The 19046-nt window shown below is 58.5% G+C and carries 17 protein-coding genes and 1 tRNA gene; 11 read left to right on the forward strand and 7 right to left on the reverse strand.

Features of this window, described 5'->3' with window-relative positions:
• Positions 1-69 precede the first annotated feature (69 nt).
• Positions 70-1059: a sulfate ABC transporter substrate-binding protein gene (locus ACLH1U_RS18695; RefSeq protein WP_023291381.1), complete on the reverse strand. Its 990-nt coding sequence runs from the start codon at positions 1057-1059 to the stop codon at positions 70-72.
• 152 nt (positions 1060-1211) lie between these two features.
• The gene (zapB, locus tag ACLH1U_RS18700) at positions 1212-1457 is read right to left on the reverse strand and encodes a septal ring assembly protein ZapB (RefSeq protein ID WP_086075620.1); all 246 of its coding nucleotides are present in this window, start codon (positions 1455-1457) and stop codon (positions 1212-1214) included.
• Between the two features lie 442 nt (positions 1458-1899).
• Between zapB and ACLH1U_RS18705 the strand changes: the two genes are divergently transcribed.
• Together ACLH1U_RS18705 and glpK are read left to right on the forward strand one after the other, a co-directional pair.
• Positions 1900-2751, forward strand: a complete 852-nt coding sequence (locus ACLH1U_RS18705) for an MIP/aquaporin family protein (RefSeq protein WP_012967047.1) — start codon at positions 1900-1902, stop codon at positions 2749-2751.
• A gap of 21 nt (positions 2752-2772) precedes the next feature.
• Positions 2773-4284 (forward strand): glycerol kinase GlpK, encoded by a 1512-nt coding sequence (gene glpK / locus ACLH1U_RS18710; RefSeq protein WP_004873089.1) that lies wholly within the window; start codon positions 2773-2775, stop codon positions 4282-4284.
• Positions 4285-4504: 220 nt separating this feature from the next.
• Here glpK and gltS read toward each other — a convergent pair whose 3' ends face one another.
• Positions 4505-5707: a sodium/glutamate symporter gene (gene gltS / locus ACLH1U_RS18715; protein WP_032454381.1), complete on the reverse strand. Its 1203-nt coding sequence runs from the start codon at positions 5705-5707 to the stop codon at positions 4505-4507.
• Positions 5708-5990: 283 nt separating this feature from the next.
• Between gltS and ACLH1U_RS18720 the strand changes: the two genes are divergently transcribed.
• The 4 genes from ACLH1U_RS18720 to ACLH1U_RS18735 all read left to right on the forward strand — a co-directional run bounded on the left by ACLH1U_RS18720 (position 5991) and on the right by ACLH1U_RS18735 (position 12448).
• Positions 5991-7382, forward strand: a complete 1392-nt coding sequence (locus tag ACLH1U_RS18720) for a nucleobase:cation symporter-2 family protein (RefSeq protein WP_411299395.1) — start codon at positions 5991-5993, stop codon at positions 7380-7382.
• A gap of 151 nt (positions 7383-7533) precedes the next feature.
• Entirely contained in the window at positions 7534-9249 is a 1716-nt protein-coding gene (locus ACLH1U_RS18725) for an AsmA family protein (RefSeq protein WP_117132872.1), read from the forward strand.
• A 247-nt stretch (positions 9250-9496) separates the two neighbouring features.
• A complete protein-coding gene (locus ACLH1U_RS18730) occupies positions 9497-11056 on the forward strand; it encodes a PTS transporter subunit EIIC (protein WP_236947796.1) in 1560 nt (519 codons plus the stop codon).
• A 12-nt stretch (positions 11057-11068) separates the two neighbouring features.
• On the forward strand, positions 11069-12448 hold the full coding sequence (locus ACLH1U_RS18735) for a glycoside hydrolase (RefSeq protein WP_032454377.1): 1380 nt from the start codon (positions 11069-11071) through the stop codon (positions 12446-12448).
• 108 nt (positions 12449-12556) lie between these two features.
• Here ACLH1U_RS18735 and ACLH1U_RS18740 read toward each other — a convergent pair whose 3' ends face one another.
• Together ACLH1U_RS18740 and ACLH1U_RS18745 are read right to left on the reverse strand one after the other, a co-directional pair.
• Positions 12557-13279 carry a MurR/RpiR family transcriptional regulator gene (locus ACLH1U_RS18740; protein ID WP_023291388.1) on the reverse strand — a complete coding sequence of 241 codons (723 nt, stop codon included), beginning with the start codon at positions 13277-13279 and terminating at the stop codon, positions 12557-12559.
• A gap of 31 nt (positions 13280-13310) precedes the next feature.
• On the reverse strand, positions 13311-13505 hold the full coding sequence (locus ACLH1U_RS18745; protein ID WP_032454379.1) for a hypothetical protein: 195 nt from the start codon (positions 13503-13505) through the stop codon (positions 13311-13313).
• A gap of 288 nt (positions 13506-13793) precedes the next feature.
• Between ACLH1U_RS18745 and ACLH1U_RS18750 the strand changes: the two genes are divergently transcribed.
• The 4 genes from ACLH1U_RS18750 to ACLH1U_RS18765 all read left to right on the forward strand — a co-directional run bounded on the left by ACLH1U_RS18750 (position 13794) and on the right by ACLH1U_RS18765 (position 15933).
• Positions 13794-13888 (forward strand) — tRNA-Sec (locus ACLH1U_RS18750).
• Positions 13889-14053: 165 nt separating this feature from the next.
• Positions 14054-14521 carry a DUF3237 domain-containing protein gene (locus ACLH1U_RS18755; RefSeq protein WP_032454383.1) on the forward strand — a complete coding sequence of 156 codons (468 nt, stop codon included), beginning with the start codon at positions 14054-14056 and terminating at the stop codon, positions 14519-14521.
• A gap of 112 nt (positions 14522-14633) precedes the next feature.
• Positions 14634-15641 carry a zinc-binding alcohol dehydrogenase family protein gene (locus tag ACLH1U_RS18760; RefSeq protein ID WP_105491082.1) on the forward strand — a complete coding sequence of 336 codons (1008 nt, stop codon included), beginning with the start codon at positions 14634-14636 and terminating at the stop codon, positions 15639-15641.
• Position 15642: 1 nt separating this feature from the next.
• Positions 15643-15933: a putative quinol monooxygenase gene (locus ACLH1U_RS18765; protein ID WP_032454386.1), complete on the forward strand. Its 291-nt coding sequence runs from the start codon at positions 15643-15645 to the stop codon at positions 15931-15933.
• A 49-nt stretch (positions 15934-15982) separates the two neighbouring features.
• Here the strand turns inward: ACLH1U_RS18765 and ACLH1U_RS18770 are convergent, their stop codons facing one another.
• A complete protein-coding gene (locus tag ACLH1U_RS18770; RefSeq protein ID WP_032454387.1) occupies positions 15983-16681 on the reverse strand; it encodes a winged helix-turn-helix transcriptional regulator in 699 nt (232 codons plus the stop codon).
• 362 nt (positions 16682-17043) lie between these two features.
• Between ACLH1U_RS18770 and ACLH1U_RS18775 the strand changes: the two genes are divergently transcribed.
• Positions 17044-18093, forward strand: coding sequence for an NAD(P)-dependent alcohol dehydrogenase (locus ACLH1U_RS18775; RefSeq protein WP_334080247.1), 1050 nt, complete (start codon positions 17044-17046; stop codon positions 18091-18093).
• On the opposite strand, the gene ACLH1U_RS18780 is transcribed toward ACLH1U_RS18775, so the two are convergent.
• Positions 18090-19043: a GlxA family transcriptional regulator gene (locus ACLH1U_RS18780; RefSeq protein WP_023291396.1), complete on the reverse strand. Its 954-nt coding sequence runs from the start codon at positions 19041-19043 to the stop codon at positions 18090-18092. The two genes, ACLH1U_RS18775 and ACLH1U_RS18780, sit on opposite strands and share 4 nt — an antisense overlap.
• Positions 19044-19046: the final 3 nt, after the last annotated feature.

The raw sequence follows: 19046 nt of genomic DNA on the forward strand, positions 1-19046 counted from the left end.
TAGGCCCGCGCAAGCACAGCCGCCGCAGGGCGATGGCAGCAAGCCCCGCCGGAGCGGGGCTGGAGAGGTTTAACGCTGGCTAATCTGGTCGAAGGTGCCGCCGTTGGAGAAGTGCGCTTTCTGCGCTTTCGTCCAGCCGCCGAACTCCTGATCGATGGTGAACAGCTTCAGTTTCGGGAATTCATTAGCATATTTCTTCGCCACGTTCGGATCGCGCGGACGGTAGAAGTTCTTCGCCGCAATCTCCTGGCCTTCCGGCGAGTAGAGATACTTCAGGTACGCTTCCGCCACCTGGCGGGTGCCTTTCTTATCCACGACTTTATCGACCACCGAAACGGTTGGCTCAGCCAGAATCGACTCACTCGGAGTCACGATTTCAAACTTGTCTTTGCCCAGTTCGTTGGTCGCCAGCAGCGCTTCGTTTTCCCAGGCGATCAGCACATCGCCGATCCCGCGTTCTACGAAGGTATTGGTCGAACCGCGCGCGCCGGAGTCCAGCACTTCCACGTTTTTATACAGCGCCTTGACGAACTCCTGGGCTTTCGCCTGGTCGCCATGGTTCTGATGCAGGGCATAGCCCCAGGCCGCCAGGTAGTTCCAGCGAGCGCCGCCGGAGCTTTTCGGGTTCGGGGTAATGACCGACACGCCCGGTTTGATCAGGTCGTTCCAGTCATGGATCTGTTTCGGATTGCCCTTACGGACGAGGAACACGATGGTGGAAGTATAGGGCGCGGAGTTATCCGGCAGGCGCTTCAGCCAGTTTTTATCGATACGGCCGCGCTCGGCGATCGCGTCGACGTCGTAGGCCAGCGCCAGCGTAACCACATCCGCTTCAATACCGTTAATCACCGAGGTCGCCTGCTTGCCGGAGCCGCCGTGCGACTGGCGGATCACCACGTTGTCGCCGGTCTCCTGCTTCCAGTGCGCGCTGAACGCTTTGTTGTACTGTTCGTACAGCTCGCGCGTTGGATCATAAGATACGTTTAATAGCTGAATGTCTTTTGCCAGAACGCTGGCGGATGCCAGCAACAGAGTTAACCCTACGCCCCACTTATTCATCGCACCGCTCTCTTTATGTCGTGTTGTGATGGGCTAAGCGTGCCAGAAAGCGATTCAATGATTAAAGAATAAAAAAAGATTGGCTATAACTTGCGAGTATAAAGGAAGGGATAAGGATCACCCCCTCCCTGGCGGGAGAGGGCGCGAAGCGATTAGACTTCTTCCATGCGGCCCAGCAGCGCCTGCAGACGCTCCTGCCAGCCCTGCTGCTGCTCTTTCAGCTGGCTGTTTTCGCGCTCCAGCTCTTCACGACCATGCTGCGCGCTCTGAACTTCCTGCGCCAGGGTGTTGTTCTTTTCTTTCAGCTCTTCGATTTCCATCTGCAACAGAGTGATGGTATCAATCGCCTGCTGAACCTTAGATTCTAATTTCTCAAACACTTCTAATGACATCGTCATACCTCTCCTGAACTTGCAAGGCGTTGATAGAAACTGGTGTTTCGTATACGCGGTCCCGCCTTAACGAAAATTAGCGCACATAGCGGTGTTATCGTCGATTGTATGAATCCCCGCCTCCCCTGTCCAGCGGCAAGCCGCGCAGATTGCGGTTTGCAACACTTTTCAGTCTTTACCTGGTACTTTCAGCGCAGTTCGCTCGTACTTCATGAGCCATTGTTAATTTTATGGTTAACAAAATGCGAGGTGAAACGCTCCGGCAGCGCGCTCAATGCGCGCGAATGGCGCGAAAACGCTCATTTTCTTGACGTGGTACACACATTTGAAGTTCGATATTTCTCGTTTTTGCTCGTTAACGATAAATTAACACTATGCCTACATGGCAATATGGTCGTCTGTGACCACCCTACATACAATAATCATCACCACGCTTCAGGATTCGATTATGAGCCAAACATCAACCTTAAAAGGCCAGTGCATCGCAGAGTTCCTCGGTACCGGGTTGTTGATCTTTTTCGGCGTTGGGTGCGTGGCTGCGCTCAAGGTCGCGGGAGCCAGCTTCGGACAATGGGAAATCAGCATCATCTGGGGTCTGGGCGTCGCCATGGCGATCTACCTGACCGCCGGAGTATCCGGTGCGCACCTTAACCCTGCGGTGACCATCGCGCTCTGGCTGTTCGCCTGCTTCGATGGCCGCAAAGTGGTTCCTTTTATTATTTCGCAATTCGCTGGCGCCTTTTGCGCTGCGGCATTAGTTTACGGGCTTTATTACAATCTTTTCCTCGATTATGAAACCACCCACCATATGGTACGCGGCAGCGTGGAAAGCCTTGATCTGGCTGGCATCTTCTCCACTTACCCGAACCCGCATATCAATTTTGTGCAGGCCTTCGCGGTAGAGATGGTGATTACCGCTATCCTGATGGGCGTCATCCTGGCGCTGACCGACGATGGCAACGGCGTGCCGCGCGGCCCGCTGGCGCCGCTGCTGATCGGCCTGCTGATCGCGGTGATTGGCGCCTCCATGGGCCCGCTGACCGGCTTCGCCATGAACCCGGCGCGTGATATCGGCCCGAAAGCCTTCGCCTGGCTGGCCGGCTGGGGTGATGTCGCCTTCACCGGCGGCAAAGATATACCTTATTTCCTGGTGCCGCTGTGCGCACCGGTGGTCGGCGCGGCGCTGGGCGCGTTCAGCTATCGTAAGCTGATTGGCCGCCACCTGCCTTGCGACACCTGCGTGGACGAAGAGCAACAGAGCCCCTCCTCTTCCACCACTCAACATAAAGCTTCGCTGTAATCTGACTACGGGACACCGACTATGACCGACAAAAAATATATCGTTGCGCTTGACCAGGGCACTACCAGCTCCCGGGCCGTTGTGATGGATCATGATGCCAATATCGTCAGCGTCTCCCAGCGAGAATTCGAACAAATTTATCCTAAGCCAGGCTGGGTCGAACACGACCCGATGGAAATCTGGGCGTCCCAAAGCTCGACGCTGGTCGAAGCGCTGGCCAAAGCGGATATCAACTCCGATCAGATCGCGGCCATCGGTATCACCAACCAGCGTGAGACCGTGGTGGTGTGGGAGCGTGAGACCGGCAAACCGATCTATAACGCCATCGTCTGGCAGTGCCGCCGCACCGCAGAGATCTGCGAGCAGCTCAAGCGTGACGGGATGGAGGAGTATATCCGCAAGGCCACTGGCCTGGTGGTGGACCCCTACTTCTCCGGCACCAAGGTGAAATGGATCCTCGACCATGTCGAAGGTTCCCGTGAGCGTGCGAAGCGCGGTGAGCTGCTGTTTGGCACCGTGGACACCTGGCTTATCTGGAAGATGACCCAGGGTCGCGTGCACGTCACCGACTACACCAACGCCTCGCGCACCATGCTGTTCAACATCCACGACCTGGACTGGGACGACAAGATGCTCGACGCGCTGGATATTCCGCGCGCCATGCTGCCGGAAGTGCGCAAGTCGTCCGAAGTGTACGGCCAGACCAACATCGGTGGTAAAGGCGGGACCCGTATTCCTATCGCCGGGATCGCCGGTGACCAGCAGGCGGCCCTGTTCGGCCAGCTGTGCGTCAAGGAAGGGATGGCGAAAAATACCTATGGCACCGGCTGCTTTATGCTGATGAACACCGGCGAAAAAGCGGTGACCTCCACTCACGGTTTGCTGACCACCATCGCCTGCGGTCCGCGCGGCGAGGTGAACTACGCTCTGGAAGGGGCGGTGTTTATGGCTGGCGCCTCCATTCAGTGGCTGCGCGACGAGATGAAGCTCATCAGCGATGCGTTCGACTCCGAGTACTTCGCCACCAAAGTGAAGGACACCAACGGCGTGTATGTCGTGCCCGCGTTCACCGGTCTTGGCGCGCCTTACTGGGACCCGTATGCCCGCGGCGCGATTTTCGGCCTCACCCGCGGCGTGAACTCGAACCACATTATCCGTGCGACGCTGGAGTCCATCGCCTATCAGACCCGCGACGTGCTGGAAGCAATGCAGGCTGACTCCGGTATCCGTCTGCACGCCCTGCGCGTGGACGGCGGCGCAGTGGCCAACAACTTCCTGATGCAGTTCCAGTCCGATATCCTCGGCACCCGTGTGGAGCGTCCGGAAGTGCGCGAAGTCACAGCCCTGGGCGCCGCCTATCTGGCCGGGCTGGCGGTCGGCTTCTGGCAGAACCTTGATGAGCTGCAGGAGAAAGCGGTGATTGAGCGCGAATTCCGCCCGGGCATTGAAACCACCGAGCGCAACTATCGCTACAGCGGCTGGAAGAAAGCAGTGAAACGCGCCCTGGCGTGGGAAGAGCACGACGAAGCGTAAGATTGTTGAGGTATTCCCGGCTGGCGGCGTAAACGCCTTGGCCGGGATACAACCAGCAGGCCGCACACCCCGTAGCCCGGCTAAGCGCAGCGCGAGCCGGGGAGAAGCCGCGCCAACGCATAAATCCCGGGGTATCCCCGGGTTGCGGCGTAAACGCCTTACCCGGGCTACACAGCCCGCAGACCGCATAATCAGGTAGCGCACCGCCTCCGGGTTTTTATCAGCCAAACACCGGCAGCAGCAGAAACAGCTTAATCACCAGCGCGTTGACGATATCGATAAAGAACGCCCCCACCATCGGCACCACCAGGAAGGCCATGTGCGACGGGCCAAAACGGTCGGTAATCGCCTGCATATTGGCAATCGCCGTCGGCGTTGCCCCCAGACCAAACCCACAGTGGCCCGCCGCCAGCACCGCGGCATCGTAGTTTTTGCCCATCATCCGGTAGGTGACGAACACCGCATACAGCGCCATCGCCAACGCCTGGACCGCCAGGATAATAATCATCGGCAGCGCCAGGGAGGCCAACTCCCACAGTTTGAGGCTCATCAGCGCCATGGCGAGGAACAGCGACAGGCTGACGTTGCCCAGCACCGACACCGCGCGATCGAACACCCGATACAACCCCGCCAGCGCCAGGCTGTTGCTAAGGATCACGCCGATAAACAGCACGCAGACGAAGGTCGGCAGCTCAAAGACGCTGCCCGCCAGCAGTTGCGCAACCACCTTGCCCAGCGTCAGACAGATGGCGATCAGGGCGATACTCTCGATCAGCACCAGCGACGTGATGACACGCCCCACGTCCGGCTTTTCAAAGGCGGTCGGCGCCACCTGATCGTCCGGCGTCCCGTCAGGAGAGGAAGAGTGCTTCACCAGGTAACGCGCCACCGGGCCGCCGATCAGACCGCCGAGCACCAGGCCGAAGGTCGCGCAGGCCATCGCCACCTCCGTGGCATTGGCAAAACCATAGCGCTCAATGAACAGCTTGCTCCACGCCGCGCCGGTGCCGTGGCCGCCGGAAAGGGTGATAGTGCCGGCCAGCAGACCCATCAGCGGATCCAGCCCCAGCAGCTTCGCCATACCGATACCGAGGGCGTTCTGCAGCAGCAGCAGACCAACCACCACAATCAGAAAGGTACCCAGCACCTTGCCGCCCGCCCGCAGGCTGGCGAGGTTGGCGTTAAGCCCGATGGTGGCGAAGAACGCCAGCATCAGCGGATCTTTGAGGCTCATATCGAAATCAATTTCGATATCCATACTTTTTTTCAGCACCAGCAGCGCCAGCGCCACCAGCAGACCGCCGGCAACAGGTTCAGGAATGGTGTATTGCTTGAGGAGGGGAACGGTTTGGACGAGTTTTCTGCCGAGTAACAGCACAAGCGTTGCGGCAACGAGCGTCGATAAGGTATCGAGATGAAACATAAAAAGCTCCTTATGGCGCATGATCCATTCACACGCGACGATATTCCTGGTGTCTTTAGCTTCTCATCATGAGGAGTCAGAGGGGGATTTTACGCAGAACGGCGGAAAAAATGACAGAAAAACATATTTTGTATCCTGAATGATGCGATTTAGCATACAAAATGTTAATTATCTCGTTGCGCATATTCACGGCATAAATTTTTATGGGCAAACGCTGGCAAACGTTTGCTTTTGGTCTACAGTCCGATAAAATTCCCGCTTTGCCACCTTGGGATTGCTTGTGATGTCCGTTAACACCGCAGAGTCAGAAAATGCGCAACCGGTTGCGCATAAACCAGCCAGCGAATTAATCTACCACCTCGAAGATCGCCCACCGCTACCGCAAACCCTGTTCGCCGCCTTCCAGCACCTGCTGGCGATGTTTGTCGCGGTGATCACCCCGGCGCTGTTAATCTGCCAGGCTCTCGGTCTCCCGGCGCAAGATACCCAACATATCATCAGCATGTCGCTGTTCGCCTCGGGCGTGGCCTCCATTATTCAGATCAAAGCCTGGGGCCCGGTCGGTTCCGGACTGCTCTCCATTCAGGGCACCAGCTTCAACTTTGTCGCCCCGCTCATCATGGGCGGCACCGCGCTGAAAACCGGCGGCGCCGACGTCCCGACAATGATGGCCGCCCTGTTCGGCACCCTGATGCTGGCCAGCTGCACGGAAATGGTTCTCTCCCGCGTCCTGCATCTGGCGCGCCGCATCATTACCCCGCTGGTCTCCGGCGTGGTGGTGATGATTATCGGCCTGTCGCTGATTCAGGTCGGATTGACCTCCATCGGCGGCGGCTACGCGGCGATGGCCGACCACACCTTCGGCGCGCCGAAGAACCTGCTGCTGGCGGGCATCGTGCTGGCGCTGATCATCATTCTCAACCGCCAGCGTAATCCCTATTTGCGCATCGCTTCGCTGGTGATTGCCATGGCGGCGGGCTATCTGGCGGCGTGGTTCCTCGATATGCTGCCGGCCAACACCGCCCCGACCAACAGCAGCCTCATCACCGTTCCGACGCCGCTGTACTATGGCCTCGGCATCGACTGGAGCCTGCTGCTGCCGCTGATGCTGGTGTTTATGATCACCTCCCTGGAAACCATCGGCGATATCACCGCCACCTCCGATGTCTCCGAGCAGCCGGTCTCCGGTCCGCTGTATATGAAACGCCTGAAAGGCGGCGTGTTGGCTAACGGCCTCAACTCCTTTGTTTCCGCGGTCTTCAACACCTTCCCGAACTCCTGCTTCGGCCAGAACAACGGCGTGATCCAGCTGACCGGCGTCGCCAGCCGCTACGTCGGCTTTGTGGTAGCGCTGATGCTGATCGTCCTCGGGCTGTTCCCGGCGGTGAGCGGTTTCGTACAGCATATCCCTGAGCCGGTGCTCGGCGGCGCCACGCTGGTGATGTTCGGCACCATCGCCGCGTCCGGCGTGCGCATCGTCTCCCGCGAGCCGCTGAATCGCCGGGCGATCCTGATTATCGCCCTGTCGCTGGCGGTGGGCCTCGGCGTGTCGCAACAGCCGTTGATCCTGCAGTTCGCGCCGGACTGGCTGAAGAATCTGCTCTCCTCCGGCATCGCCGCCGGCGGTATCACGGCGATTGTTCTGAATTTAATTTTCCCGCCGGAAAAAGCCTGATTTAACGCGCCCCCGGTCGTGCCATCGGCCGGGACGCCCCCCTGTTGTCCTCCACCGCCTGCTCCGTCACGGAAATAAACCACGCCTGCCTTGAGAAGTGCGCCTAAATCGGGCATAACACGGTTATGTGCATCTCACAGAATGGAAGACCATGAAATTTCTTGGAAAGCTGATTCTCTGGCTGCTAGTCGCTCTACTGCTCGTCATGGTTGGCGCGTGGTTCCTGCTGCAAACCCACTGGGGCGCCCGCCAGGCCAGCGCCTGGCTCAGCAATGGCACCGGCTGGCAGGTCTCCTTCGATGCGATGGATCATGATTTCTCCTCCCCTCTGCATGTGCAGTTGCAAAACGTCACCTTTGGCCGGGAAGGCAAGCCGGCAACCCTGGTGGCGAAAACGGTCGATATTGGTTTCAGCACCCGCCAGTTTAGCGACCCGCTGCATGCGGATGAGATTGTCCTTAACGACGGCACCCTGAATCTGTCCCCCCACTCTGCCGACCTGCCGTTCGCTGCCGACCGGCTGATGTTGCGCAATATGGCTTTCAATAGTCCGGAAACCGGCTGGGCGCTCAGCGCGCAGCGCGTCACCGGCGGCGTCAGCCCATGGGCGCCGGAGGCAGGCAATGTGCTGGGGAAAACGGCGCAGATCCAGATGAGCGCGGGTTCAATGACGCTCAACGGCGTCGAAGCCAGCAACGTCCTGATTCAGGGCAAGATTGATCAGGGCGAAGTCACCCTCTCCACCCTCGGCGCCGATGTCGCCCGCGGCACCTTAACCGGCAATGCGAAACGCAGCGCCGACGGCAGCTGGCTGGTGGATAATCTTCAGCTAAATGAGATCCGACTGCAGAGCGCCGCCTCGCTGGCCAACTTTTTCGCGCCGTTAACCACGGTCCCCTCTCTGCAGATTGGCCGCCTGGATATCACCGACGCCCGCCTGCAGGGGCCGGACTGGGCGGTAACCGACCTCGACCTGAACCTGCGCAACCTGACGCTCAGTCACGGCGGCTGGCAGAGCCAGGACGGCACGCTGTCGATGAATGCCAACGAATTTATCTACGGCTCGCTGCACTTTTTCGACCCGATCGTGAATGCCGAATTTTCACCCCAGGGTATTGCCCTGCGCCAGTTCTCCTCGCGCTGGGAGGGCGGCATGGTGCGAACCTCCGGCAACTGGCTGCGCGCCGGTAACGCGCTGGTGCTCGACGACACCGCCTTCGCCGGGCTGGAGTACACGCTGCCGGCGAACTGGAAGCCGCTGTGGATGACGCCGCTGCCGGCCTGGCTGCAAAGCCTGACGCTGAAAAAATTCAGCGCCAGCCGCAACCTGATCATCGATGTGGACCCTGCCTTCCCATGGCAAATTACCGCTCTCGATGGCTATGGCGGCGAGCTTCAGCTGGTGAAAAACGGCAGCTGGGGGGTGTGGAACGGTAGCGCGACGCTGAACGCCGCGGCGGCGACTTTTAACCGAATTGACGTGCGCCGCCCTTCACTCAAGCTGAGCGCCACGGCGTCGACGCTCAATATCACTGAGCTCAGCGCGTTCACCGAGCGCGGTATTCTGCAGGCCACCGCCGCGGTATCCCAGCTGCCGCAGCGCCAGGTCAATCTGAGCTTGAACGGCCGCGGCGTGCCGCTGAATATTCTGCAGGCCTGGGGCTGGCCTTCGCTCCCCATCAGCGGGGATGGCAATCTCCAGCTGACCGCCAGCGGCAGCGTGCAGGCCGATGCCCCGCTCAAGCCGACGGTCAACGCACAGCTTAGCGCCGTGAACATGGAGAAACAGCAGGTGGCGCAAACGATGCGCAACGGCGAGGTCAATACCGCCCCCGCCGCGCCAGCGCCCGCTCCCGTCACGCCATAGCGATATCCCATCACCCTCTCCCCCACGGGAGAGGAAAGGCTTCTCAGCAAAAACGCCGCTCTGGCTACGCCCTCTCCCTGTCAGGGAGAGGGTCTGCAGGCATTCTGAAACCTGTGTGCAATAAGCGGCTATCTGTGCCTATTTACCGCTACTGGTTCCCTTCAAATATCAGAGTTGCTATAACCAAAATACTGGAAGTCGATAAAAAACCGCTCCCTGTCCCTACAAAAATATAAAAGGATCAATCATGCCTGAAATACGTCAGCGTATTCTGGAGAATATGCAAAAATTCTCCCGGGCCATGATCGGCGCCGTATTGTTCTTGCCGGTCATTGGCTTAATTCTGGCCCTCAGTTCAGTATTAACTAATCCGACATTAATTGCTGAAACCAGTTTCCTGCACCAGCTTGGGCAGATGCTCGGCGACACCTTTTGGCCTTTATTTGGCAACCTCGGCTTATTATTTTGCGTCGGCATTAGCTATGGTCTGGCAAAAGATAAAAAAAACGAAGTCGCGCTGGTTGCGGTGATGTGCTTCATTATGTTTCTTGGCGCCAACCACTCCTGGCTGGAACACACTCACGGACTCGCCGAAAAAATTAACGGTGAATATTATGGCACCGGGCAAACCCAGCTGCTGGGCTTTGTGGTGGTGGATATGGGCGTTTTCCTTGGCATTATTCTCGGCTGCACCATCGCGTGGGTGCACAATAAAGTCTCTACCATTGACCTGCCCGGCGCGCTGTCGATGTACGGCGGCGCCAAGCTGACGCTGGTGGCGATGACGCCGGTGGTTATCTTCTACGCCATCGCCTTTACCTGGATTTGGCCGTTTATGACCCACGGCATCTCCGCCCTCACCGGCTTTATGAAAAATGCCGGGGTCGCCGGGGTCTTCGTCTATGGTTTCTTTGAAAAATTTCTTATCCCGACCGGCCTGCACCATTTTGTCTGGTCCCCCTTCCAGCTCACCCAGATTGGCGGCACCCTGAACGTGGACGGCCAGGTGGTCTCGGGTACCCAGGCCATTTTCCTCGCCTATATGCGCCACCCGGATCTGACCCCGGTGATGAATGAGGCCCTACGCTTCTCACAGCAAGGGATGACCACTATCTTCGGCCTCGCCGGCGCCTCGCTGGCGTTCTACCACACCGCGAAGCCGGAGAAAAAAGTCATGGCTAAGGCGATTCTGCTGCCGGCGATTATCACCTCCATGCTGACCGGCATCACCGAGCCGATTGAGTTCACCTTTTTGTTTGTCTCGCCGCTGCTGTGGGTGATCCATGCGACGTTAACCGCCGCCTCGCAGGCCATTTGCGACCTCTTCACCGTACGCCCCTGGGGCGCATCGGGCCTGATCGAATTTCTGATCTATAACCTGCCGCTGCCGGTCTCCTTAACGCGCTGGCCGGGATATGTCCTTATCGGGATCGGCCAGTTCGCCGTCTACTACGTGATTTTCCGCACCCTGGTGGTGAAGCTGAATCTGAAAACGCCGGGCCGGGAAGATGACGAGAGCGTGAAGCTCTACAGCAAAGCGGAGTACCGCCAGAAAGTCGCACAGCCGCAGTCGGTTACCGATGACATTATCCGCGGCCTCGGGGGCAAGGAGAATATTCTCTCCGTCGATAATTGTTTTACTCGTCTGCGCGTAGCCGTGCGCGATATGGCGCAAGTTGATGACGCGCAATTAAAAAATACCGGCGCCAACGGCGTGGTGCGCAATCGTAATGAAGTTCAGGTTATTTATGGCGTAAAAGTGGGACAGGTACGTTCCCGGGTTGATAACTGGTTAGCAGAAAATTAATGAGGAGTTTGTATGAAATTAACCGTATTAGGCGGGGGCGGCGTTCGCTCTGCATTTTTAGCGAAATCTCTGGCATATAATGCTCACCGCATTGGTTTAACGGAGGTGGTTTTTCTCGATAACTCTGCGGATAATCTGGCGATATTCGGCGAAATTGCCCGCTATGTATTTACGACCATTCGCCCGGATATTCATTTCACGACCACCACCGACCCGGTCGCGGCGCTGCAAAACGCCAATTATATTATTACCACCCTGCGGGTCGGCGGCGATGAAAGCCGCATTCGCGACGAGCGCATTGCGCTGCAGCATAACACCCTCGGCCAGGAGACTACCGGCGCCGGCGGCTTCGCGATGGCCATGCGCTCGATCCCGGCGATCCTCGACTATTGCCGGCTGATCGAAGCCCATGCCGCCGAAGACGCCATTCTGTTTAACTTTACCAACCCGTCAGGCCTGGTGACGGAAGCGATCGTCAAGTCCGGCTTTAAGCGTCGGGTCTATGGGATCTGCGATGCGCCTTCCGAGCTGATTCGTGAACTGCCGGCGATCCTCGGCTGTGAGGAGCGCGACCTGAGCGTGGAATGCTATGGGCTGAACCATTTCTCCTGGTTTACCCACTTCACCGTGCGCGGGGAAGCGGTGACCGAGCGGCTGATCGCCAGCCCGGCGCTGTACCAGAAGACCGCGATGCAGTACTTCTCACCCGAGCTGGTGCGGCTGTGCGATAACCAGTTACTCAACGAATATCTCTATTATTACTACTATCGCGACGAGGCGCTGAAGGCGATTCAGGGGGCCGGCGAAACGCGCGGGGAGCAGATCGCCCGTATCAATCAGGAGATGCGCCAGGCGCTGCGCACCGTGGATGCCAGAACGCAGCCGGAAGCCGCCTTCAATATCTGGATGCAGCACTACCTGCGCCGGGAAAACAGCTATATGCAGAACGAATCCCGGCAGGAGAAATTTCATACCCGCGAGCCGCTGACGCTGCGGCAGTTTATCGAAGAGCCGGACACCGGCGGCTATGCCGGGGTGGCGCTGGATATTCTGGAAGCGGTGAACAGCACCACCACCAAGCGGATCGTGGTGTCGATCCAGAATAATGGCACGCTCGACTTTTTGCGCCCTGACGACGTGATTGAGATCAGCTGCGACCTGAGCCGGGAGGGCCTCAGGCCGGTCACGCCGACGAAGGTGCCGACGGCGCAGAAGAATATGATTTCCTGCGTGAAAGAGTATGAGCGGCTGGCGGTAGCGGCGATCCTGCAGCAGGATAAGTCGCTGGCGGTGCGGGCGCTGATGGCGCACCCGCTGATCGGTTCCTGGTCGCTGGCGAAAACCCTGGTCGAAGCTTATCTCGACGATAAGCAGTTCGCCGCCTGGCGGTAAATCACTGACCGGACCTGGAGGCGTAGGCCGGGTAAGGCGCAGCCGCCACCCGGCAACATGGCGGCGCGGCGCCTGATATATTGCCCGGCGGCACTGCGCTTAGCGGAGCTACCTATTGCCAGGTGCGCGGGTAAACCACATCTTCAGTAGCCGCTCAAAGCCTAGGATGCAGTAGCCGAAAAACGGGTTGCTCCAGTAAATATCATCGTCGAACTTCTGCGGATCGTGAATGATAAACGCCGTATCCGCAGCCTGCGCCAGCGGGCTCTGATAATCACCGGTAAAGCAGACCAGGTTGATCTCCTTCCCCTCCATGGCCTTCACCCAGTTGAGCGCCGAGCTGCTGCGCCCGGATTTAGAAATGATCCAGATGGAGTCGAAGCGAGCGGCGTTTTTCTGCTCAAGGATTTCGTAATCCGGCCACAGCGCCAGGCTGGCATTCACCCCAGTGACGAGAAACTTGTTATAAATATACTGGGCAATCAGCTGCGAAAAGCCGCTGCCGTGGATCAGGACGCGCTGCTGCGCGAGGCTTGCCAGCAGCGGCGTCAGCGCCTCCGCCGGCTGAATGCTCATATAGTCGATATCGTTGGTGACATCGAGCTTCGGCATGGTGATATTGAACTTGATGAAATAGACCAGCTCCAGCCAGCCGCTGAACTTAAGCTTTTTCGCCAACCGCACCAGCGAGGAGGGGTTACTGTAGCACTGCTCCGCCACGGCGCGGATCCCCTGGCGGATACACAGCTCCGGGTCGTTCTGGATAAAGCGCAGCACGGTCATTTCCGTTTTGCTTAGCTTCACGTCACGAAAGATATTTTCTAAGTCCATGGCGGGCTCCTCTCAGCGGCAGCATACGCTATCACCGTTCAGGAATAGCGTCTGCGGCCTGAGTCACCAGACTGAAATGAATGTTACTTTTTGTACAAAAATGGAATAAAAAAACCCTCTCCGCCGAAATGAGGGTGAACAAGGCGAGAATAATGGGGAGGGTGGCGCCGTCGCCCATGATGCCGTAGCCAATTTTCTCTTTGACGGACAAAACAGGATCTTTCATATGGGCACAATTCCCTTGGCGGCACCACAGATGGGTACCGGTTACATTTTTTATCAGCCTTTGCCGCAGGAAGATGAATTAGGTCATTATCAGAATATGTTTCATGTATTTTGCGATCGCGTTAGCCTGAAAAGAGTATGAAAAAGTGTAACTCATGGATTTTGAACGGATTTGTCTCAGACTGTTCTGCAAAGTCCAGTTTTAACAGTAAAAAAGTGCGTTCAGGTATGTGGTAAACGGCTGAAAGTAGCTATAATGCGCCCCGCCTCCATGTAGCAATCGAGGCGCGGAAGATCGTCATCTCCGGTGAGGTGGCTGGACTTCAAATCCAGTTGGGGCCGCCAGCGGTCCCGGGCAGGTTCAACTCCTGTGATCTTCCGCCAGTTTGCCTCTGCTCGCCCACAGCCACGCCCAACCAAACTGAGTCGCAAAACCCATCATCTCAGCCAATCATTTTCATTCAAACCCTGCGTTATTTTGTATCCTGCAAACCCGTTACACTGACGCAAAGGCCGCGTGTCGTTGCCAACCGAAACAGGAGAGCCATGATGACCCCCGAACTGAGACACTGTTTTTCCATTACCATCCAGGTTGACAAACCGGTGATAGTCTCCCGCAGTCCGCAGACCGGCAAGCGCCAGCTGATCCCGATTCTCGGCGGCAGCGTCTCGGGTCAACTGCGCGGCCACGTGCTGCCCGGCGGCGTCGATAGCCAGATTATCGGGCCCGACGGCACATGCAGGCTATCCGCCCGCTATGCCCTGCAGGTGGAGGAAGGGACGGTGTACGTGGAAAACAACGGTATCCGCCGGGTGCCGGCCCACTATCATGACCAACTGTTCGCCGACGATATGCGCTTTTTTAGCACTATTCCGCCGGAAGATATCTATTTTCGCACCGTCCCCACCTTCGAGGTGGATACCCCCGCGCTCAGCTGGCTAACCACCTCGCTGTTTATCTGCGCTGGCGGGCGTACTCAGGATGGGGTGATGCTCGATTTCTATCAGGTGGGCTGATTTTCACTTTCTGCATATAACTGTTATTGCCGTTAACCCGTTTTTCCCCTCCCGGCACCGGTCTACTATCGCGTCATCGCTTTATTCACCCGATTCACAGACCGGAGCAGTTATGAAAGCTATCGCCATTACTCAAGCCGCCGCTGACGGCGACAATATCCCTTTTTTAACCGAGATCGACCTGCCGGTCCCCTCCGCCCACGGGCGTGACCTGCTGGTTGCCGTGAAGGCGGTCTCGGTCAATCCGGTAGACACCAAAGTGCGCGCCGGCTTCCAGGGCGACACGCCGCGGGTGCTGGGCTGGGACGCCGTTGGCGTGGTGCAGTCCGTCGGCGAGGAAGTGACGCTGTTCGCGCCAGGCGATGAGGTCTGGTACGCCGGCGCCCTGGGCCGGGCCGGCAGCAACAGTGAATATCAGCTGGTGGATGAGCGCCTGGTGGCGCACAAACCGCGCACCCTCGATAACGCCTCCGCCGCCGCGCTGCCGCTGACGGCGATCACCGCCTGGGAGCTGCTGTTTCACCGTCTCGGCGTCACGGAAGGCGGTAACGCGGGCGACACGCTGCTGATCGTCGGCGCGGCGGGCGGCGTGGGCTCGATCCTGACCCAGCTGGCCAGCAAACTGACCGCCATGACGGTGATCGGCACCGCCTCGCGTCCGGAGAGTCAACGGTGGGTCCGCGAGGCGGGCGCGCACCATGTTATCGATCACAGCAAGCCGCTCGCCGACGAGCTGGCGCGTATCGGCATCAACGCGGTGACCCATGTCGCCAGCCTGACCAACACCGACCAGCACTTCAACGCGCTGATTGACGCCCTCGCCCCGCAGGGCAAGCTGGCGCTGATTGATGATCCGGAGACCCTGGACGTGGTGCCGCTGAAAGCCAAAAGCCTCTCCCTGCACTGGGAATTTATGTTCACCCGCTCAATGTTTGAGACGGATGACATGATCGCCCAGCATCAGCTGCTGACCCGCGTGGCGGCCCTGATCGACAACCACACAATCAAAACCACCCTCGGCGAACACTACGGCGCCATCACTGCCGACAATCTGCAGCAAGCGCATCGCCAGCTGGAAACCGGACGCGCGGTGGGCAAGATTGTGCTGGAGGGATTTTAAGATGATAACCCTGCTCGCCGTGCTCAAGGCGAAACCAGGCCAAACGGACGCGCTGCGCCAGGCCCTGCAGAAGCTGCTCCTGCCGACGAGACAGGAGCCGGGCAATCTCGACTACGCGCTGTTCCAGCTGCGCGACGCGCCGGACACTTTCTACATGCGCGAAGCGTGGCGTGGGCAGGACGCCCTTGATGCGCATGTAGAGATGCCCTATTTTCAGGCGTTTGTTATGCAGATGGAGCGTCTGCTGGCTGAGCCGCTGCGGCTGGACTACCTGACGGCGATTGAGCCCTAAGCGGACCAGCAGGTGGGGGGCGACAAATCACGCCCTTCGCCTGCCAGGCTCAAAAATTGGCGGGAAGCGGTTGGGCGATAGTCATCAACACCCCGCGGTGGATAATAATATAACCGCCTTTGCGCAGCTCCGACAGAATCGACATAATGCGGCTACGCGACAGGTTGGTACGCCGCTGGATAAACCTTAATACATTGATCTGTCTACGGTACGTCTCCGAATAGACCGCCAGTTCCATTAACAGGATGCGCACCATCTGGTAAGAGTCCACCCCCAGCAGCTCCCGCTCGCGCATGCTCAACACCATCAACCGCTGCGTCAGGATATGGGCCATCTCCTGCCACAGGTTTTTCTCATTCAGGATATTGACCGCGGCCTGATGCGCTATCCAGCGCCCGCTTAAATCCGTCTCAGCAAACAGAGAACAGTGGCGTTTATCCGGGAGCCCGTTAAACACGCCATAATTATCAATTAATCCCAATATTGCCGGGGCGAGGATCGTCGATATCACCAGTTGATTTTCCGCAAAGCAAACTGAAGCCACGCCTTCTTCGAGGAGAATGAAGCCGGATTCGCTTTGGGCCAAGGGAAAATGGTAATAGTTTGACTGCGCCAGTTCAAAAGGGGTGCTGACAGGCCGGAACGCGGATAATAAGGATTCCACCGCAGGTAACGGTTTTGTTCGTCGTCCATAAAAAAAAGAGGGTAATGACCGGGAATTCTGGCCGTTGGCGTCAGGTTTCGACATCGTGTTGTGTCATTAAGTCAGGTTGAAGGGCATGATTTTCAGCGGTAATAGTATCAACACGCGCAATCATGAATAAAAACCAAGTCGTTTCCATAATAAAAAGAGTGTAAGCATTATTATCGGCATAAGCGGTTTACCTCGATGTTACATCACTAAAAAACAATAATTTTCGTAAATATTTATACGGTTTAGCCGCTTAAATGATAAACCTGTCTTATAAATTGCGACTCCGGCGACTCGCTCGCTTACGCCGTGCCTGATGCCGCTTTCCCCCTCGCATCTCTCCCAGTCCAGGCTACCCTTATCGATGCCACTGACCACCCGCATCCATCTCCCGCTCTATTCGATCAAGAGGTTTCGCTATGCTGATCAACGCTATAGGTACCTACTCCGCCAGCCAGCCGCTGGAATCAATGGCCATCACCCGCCGCGAACCGGGGCCGCAGGATGTGCAGATCGCCATCGCCTACTGCGGCGTCTGCCACTCCGATCTCCACCAGGCGCGATCGGAATGGGCGGGAACGCTCTATCCCTGCGTGCCGGGGCATGAAATTGTGGGCCGGGTCACCGCGGTCGGCGACGCTGTCTCGCGCTACGCCGTCGGCGATCTGGTGGGCGTCGGCTGCATGGTCGATAGCTGTCAACAGTGCGAGGAGTGCGCTGAGGGGCAGGAGAACTACTGCGACCATATGGTGCTGACCTACAACGGACCGACCCAGGACGCGCCGGGCCACACCCTGGGCGGCTATTCACAGCAGATCGTGGTTAAAGAACACTACGTGCTGCGGATAACCCATCCCGAAGCGCAGCTGGCCGCCGTCGCGCCGCTGCTGTGCGCCGGGATCACGACGTACTCGCCGCTGCGCCACTGGCACGCCGGGCCGGGTAAAAAAGTCGGCGTGGTCGGCATTGGCGGCCTTGGGCATATGGGAATCAAGTTGGCCCACGCCATGGGGGCTCACGTGGTGGCCTTTACCACCTCCGAATCCAAGCGTAATGCGGCCAGAGCGCTGGGCGCCGATGAGGTGGTGGTGTCGCGTAACGAAGACGAAATGGCGGCCCACGTCAAAAGCTTCGATTTCATCCTCAACACCGTGGCGGCGCCGCATAATCTCGATGCCTTCACCACGCTGCTGAAGCGCGATGGCACCATGACGCTGGTGGGCGCTCCGGCCACGCCGCATCCGTCGCCGGAAGTGTTCAATCTGATCATCCGCCGCCGGTCGATTGCCGGGTCGATGATTGGCGGGATCGCGGAAACTCAGGAGATGCTCGACTTCTGCGCTGAACACGGCATCGTCGCCGATATCGAACTGATCCGCGGCGAGGAGATCAACGAAGCCTGGGAAAGAATGGTCAAGGGTGACGTGAAATACCGCTTCGTGATCGACAGCGCGACCCTCGCCGGCTAAGCGCCGCGGCGAAAGGTGCGCCGCCATTCGGTCGGACTGACGCCAAAGCGCGCCTTAAACTGCTGACGCCAGGTGACGGCAGAGAGATAACCCACCGCCTCCGCCACCTGCTCAACCGGCAGATCGCCCGCCTCAAGCAGGCTCTGGCTGCGGCGCAGGCGTTCGGCGGTCAGCCAGTCGGTAATGCTCATCCCGGTCGCCCGGGCGAAGTGGCGGGTCAGGCTGCGGCGGCTCATCGCTACCACCCGGGCCAGCGAATCGAGATTATGCGGCTCGGCAATATGCTGCTGCAGATAATCCAGCAGGCAGTTGATTCGCGCATCGCGGGTGTTTTTCGGCACCGGCTGGGCGATGAACTGCGCCTGGCCGCCCTCACGGTGCGGCGAAACAATCAGCCGCCGGGCGATCTGGTTGGCCGCGAGGCTGCCGAAACGCTGGCGGATGATGTAGAGGCAACAGTCCAGCGCCGCCGCGGTGCCCGCCGAAGTAATGATCCGCTGGTCGTCGACGTACAGGGCGTTGATATCCAGCCGCACCTGCGGAAACCGGCGCTGAAAATCCTGCTCAAACTCCCAGTGGGTCGCCGCGCGTTTCCCGTCCAGCAGCCCGGCGTAGCCCAGGACGAACGCGCCGAGGCACAGACCGACGATTTCCGCGCCGTTATTCCGGGCCCGCACCAGGCTATCAAGCAGCGCCTGCGGCGGGCGGCGGTCAACCTCGCCCCAGTAAGGCACCACCACGATATCCGCCTGTTCCAGCACGGCGTAATCGCCGCTGGCGTACAGCGCAAAGCCGTCGCGGGCGCGCAGTAGCCCCGGCCGCTCGGCGCAAATGTGCAGGTTAAAGCGTTTGCTTTCAGAGACCGAATCGCCAAACAGCATGCAGGGAACGGCGTAATGAAACGGGCTAAAGCCCTCTACGGCAACAATCGCCACGTCGGTGAGTTTCATCGT

Source organism: Klebsiella sp. 1SOBk5mer (assembly GCF_046603115.1).
GTDB classification, from domain to species: Bacteria; Pseudomonadota; Gammaproteobacteria; order Enterobacterales; family Enterobacteriaceae; genus Klebsiella; species Klebsiella quasipneumoniae.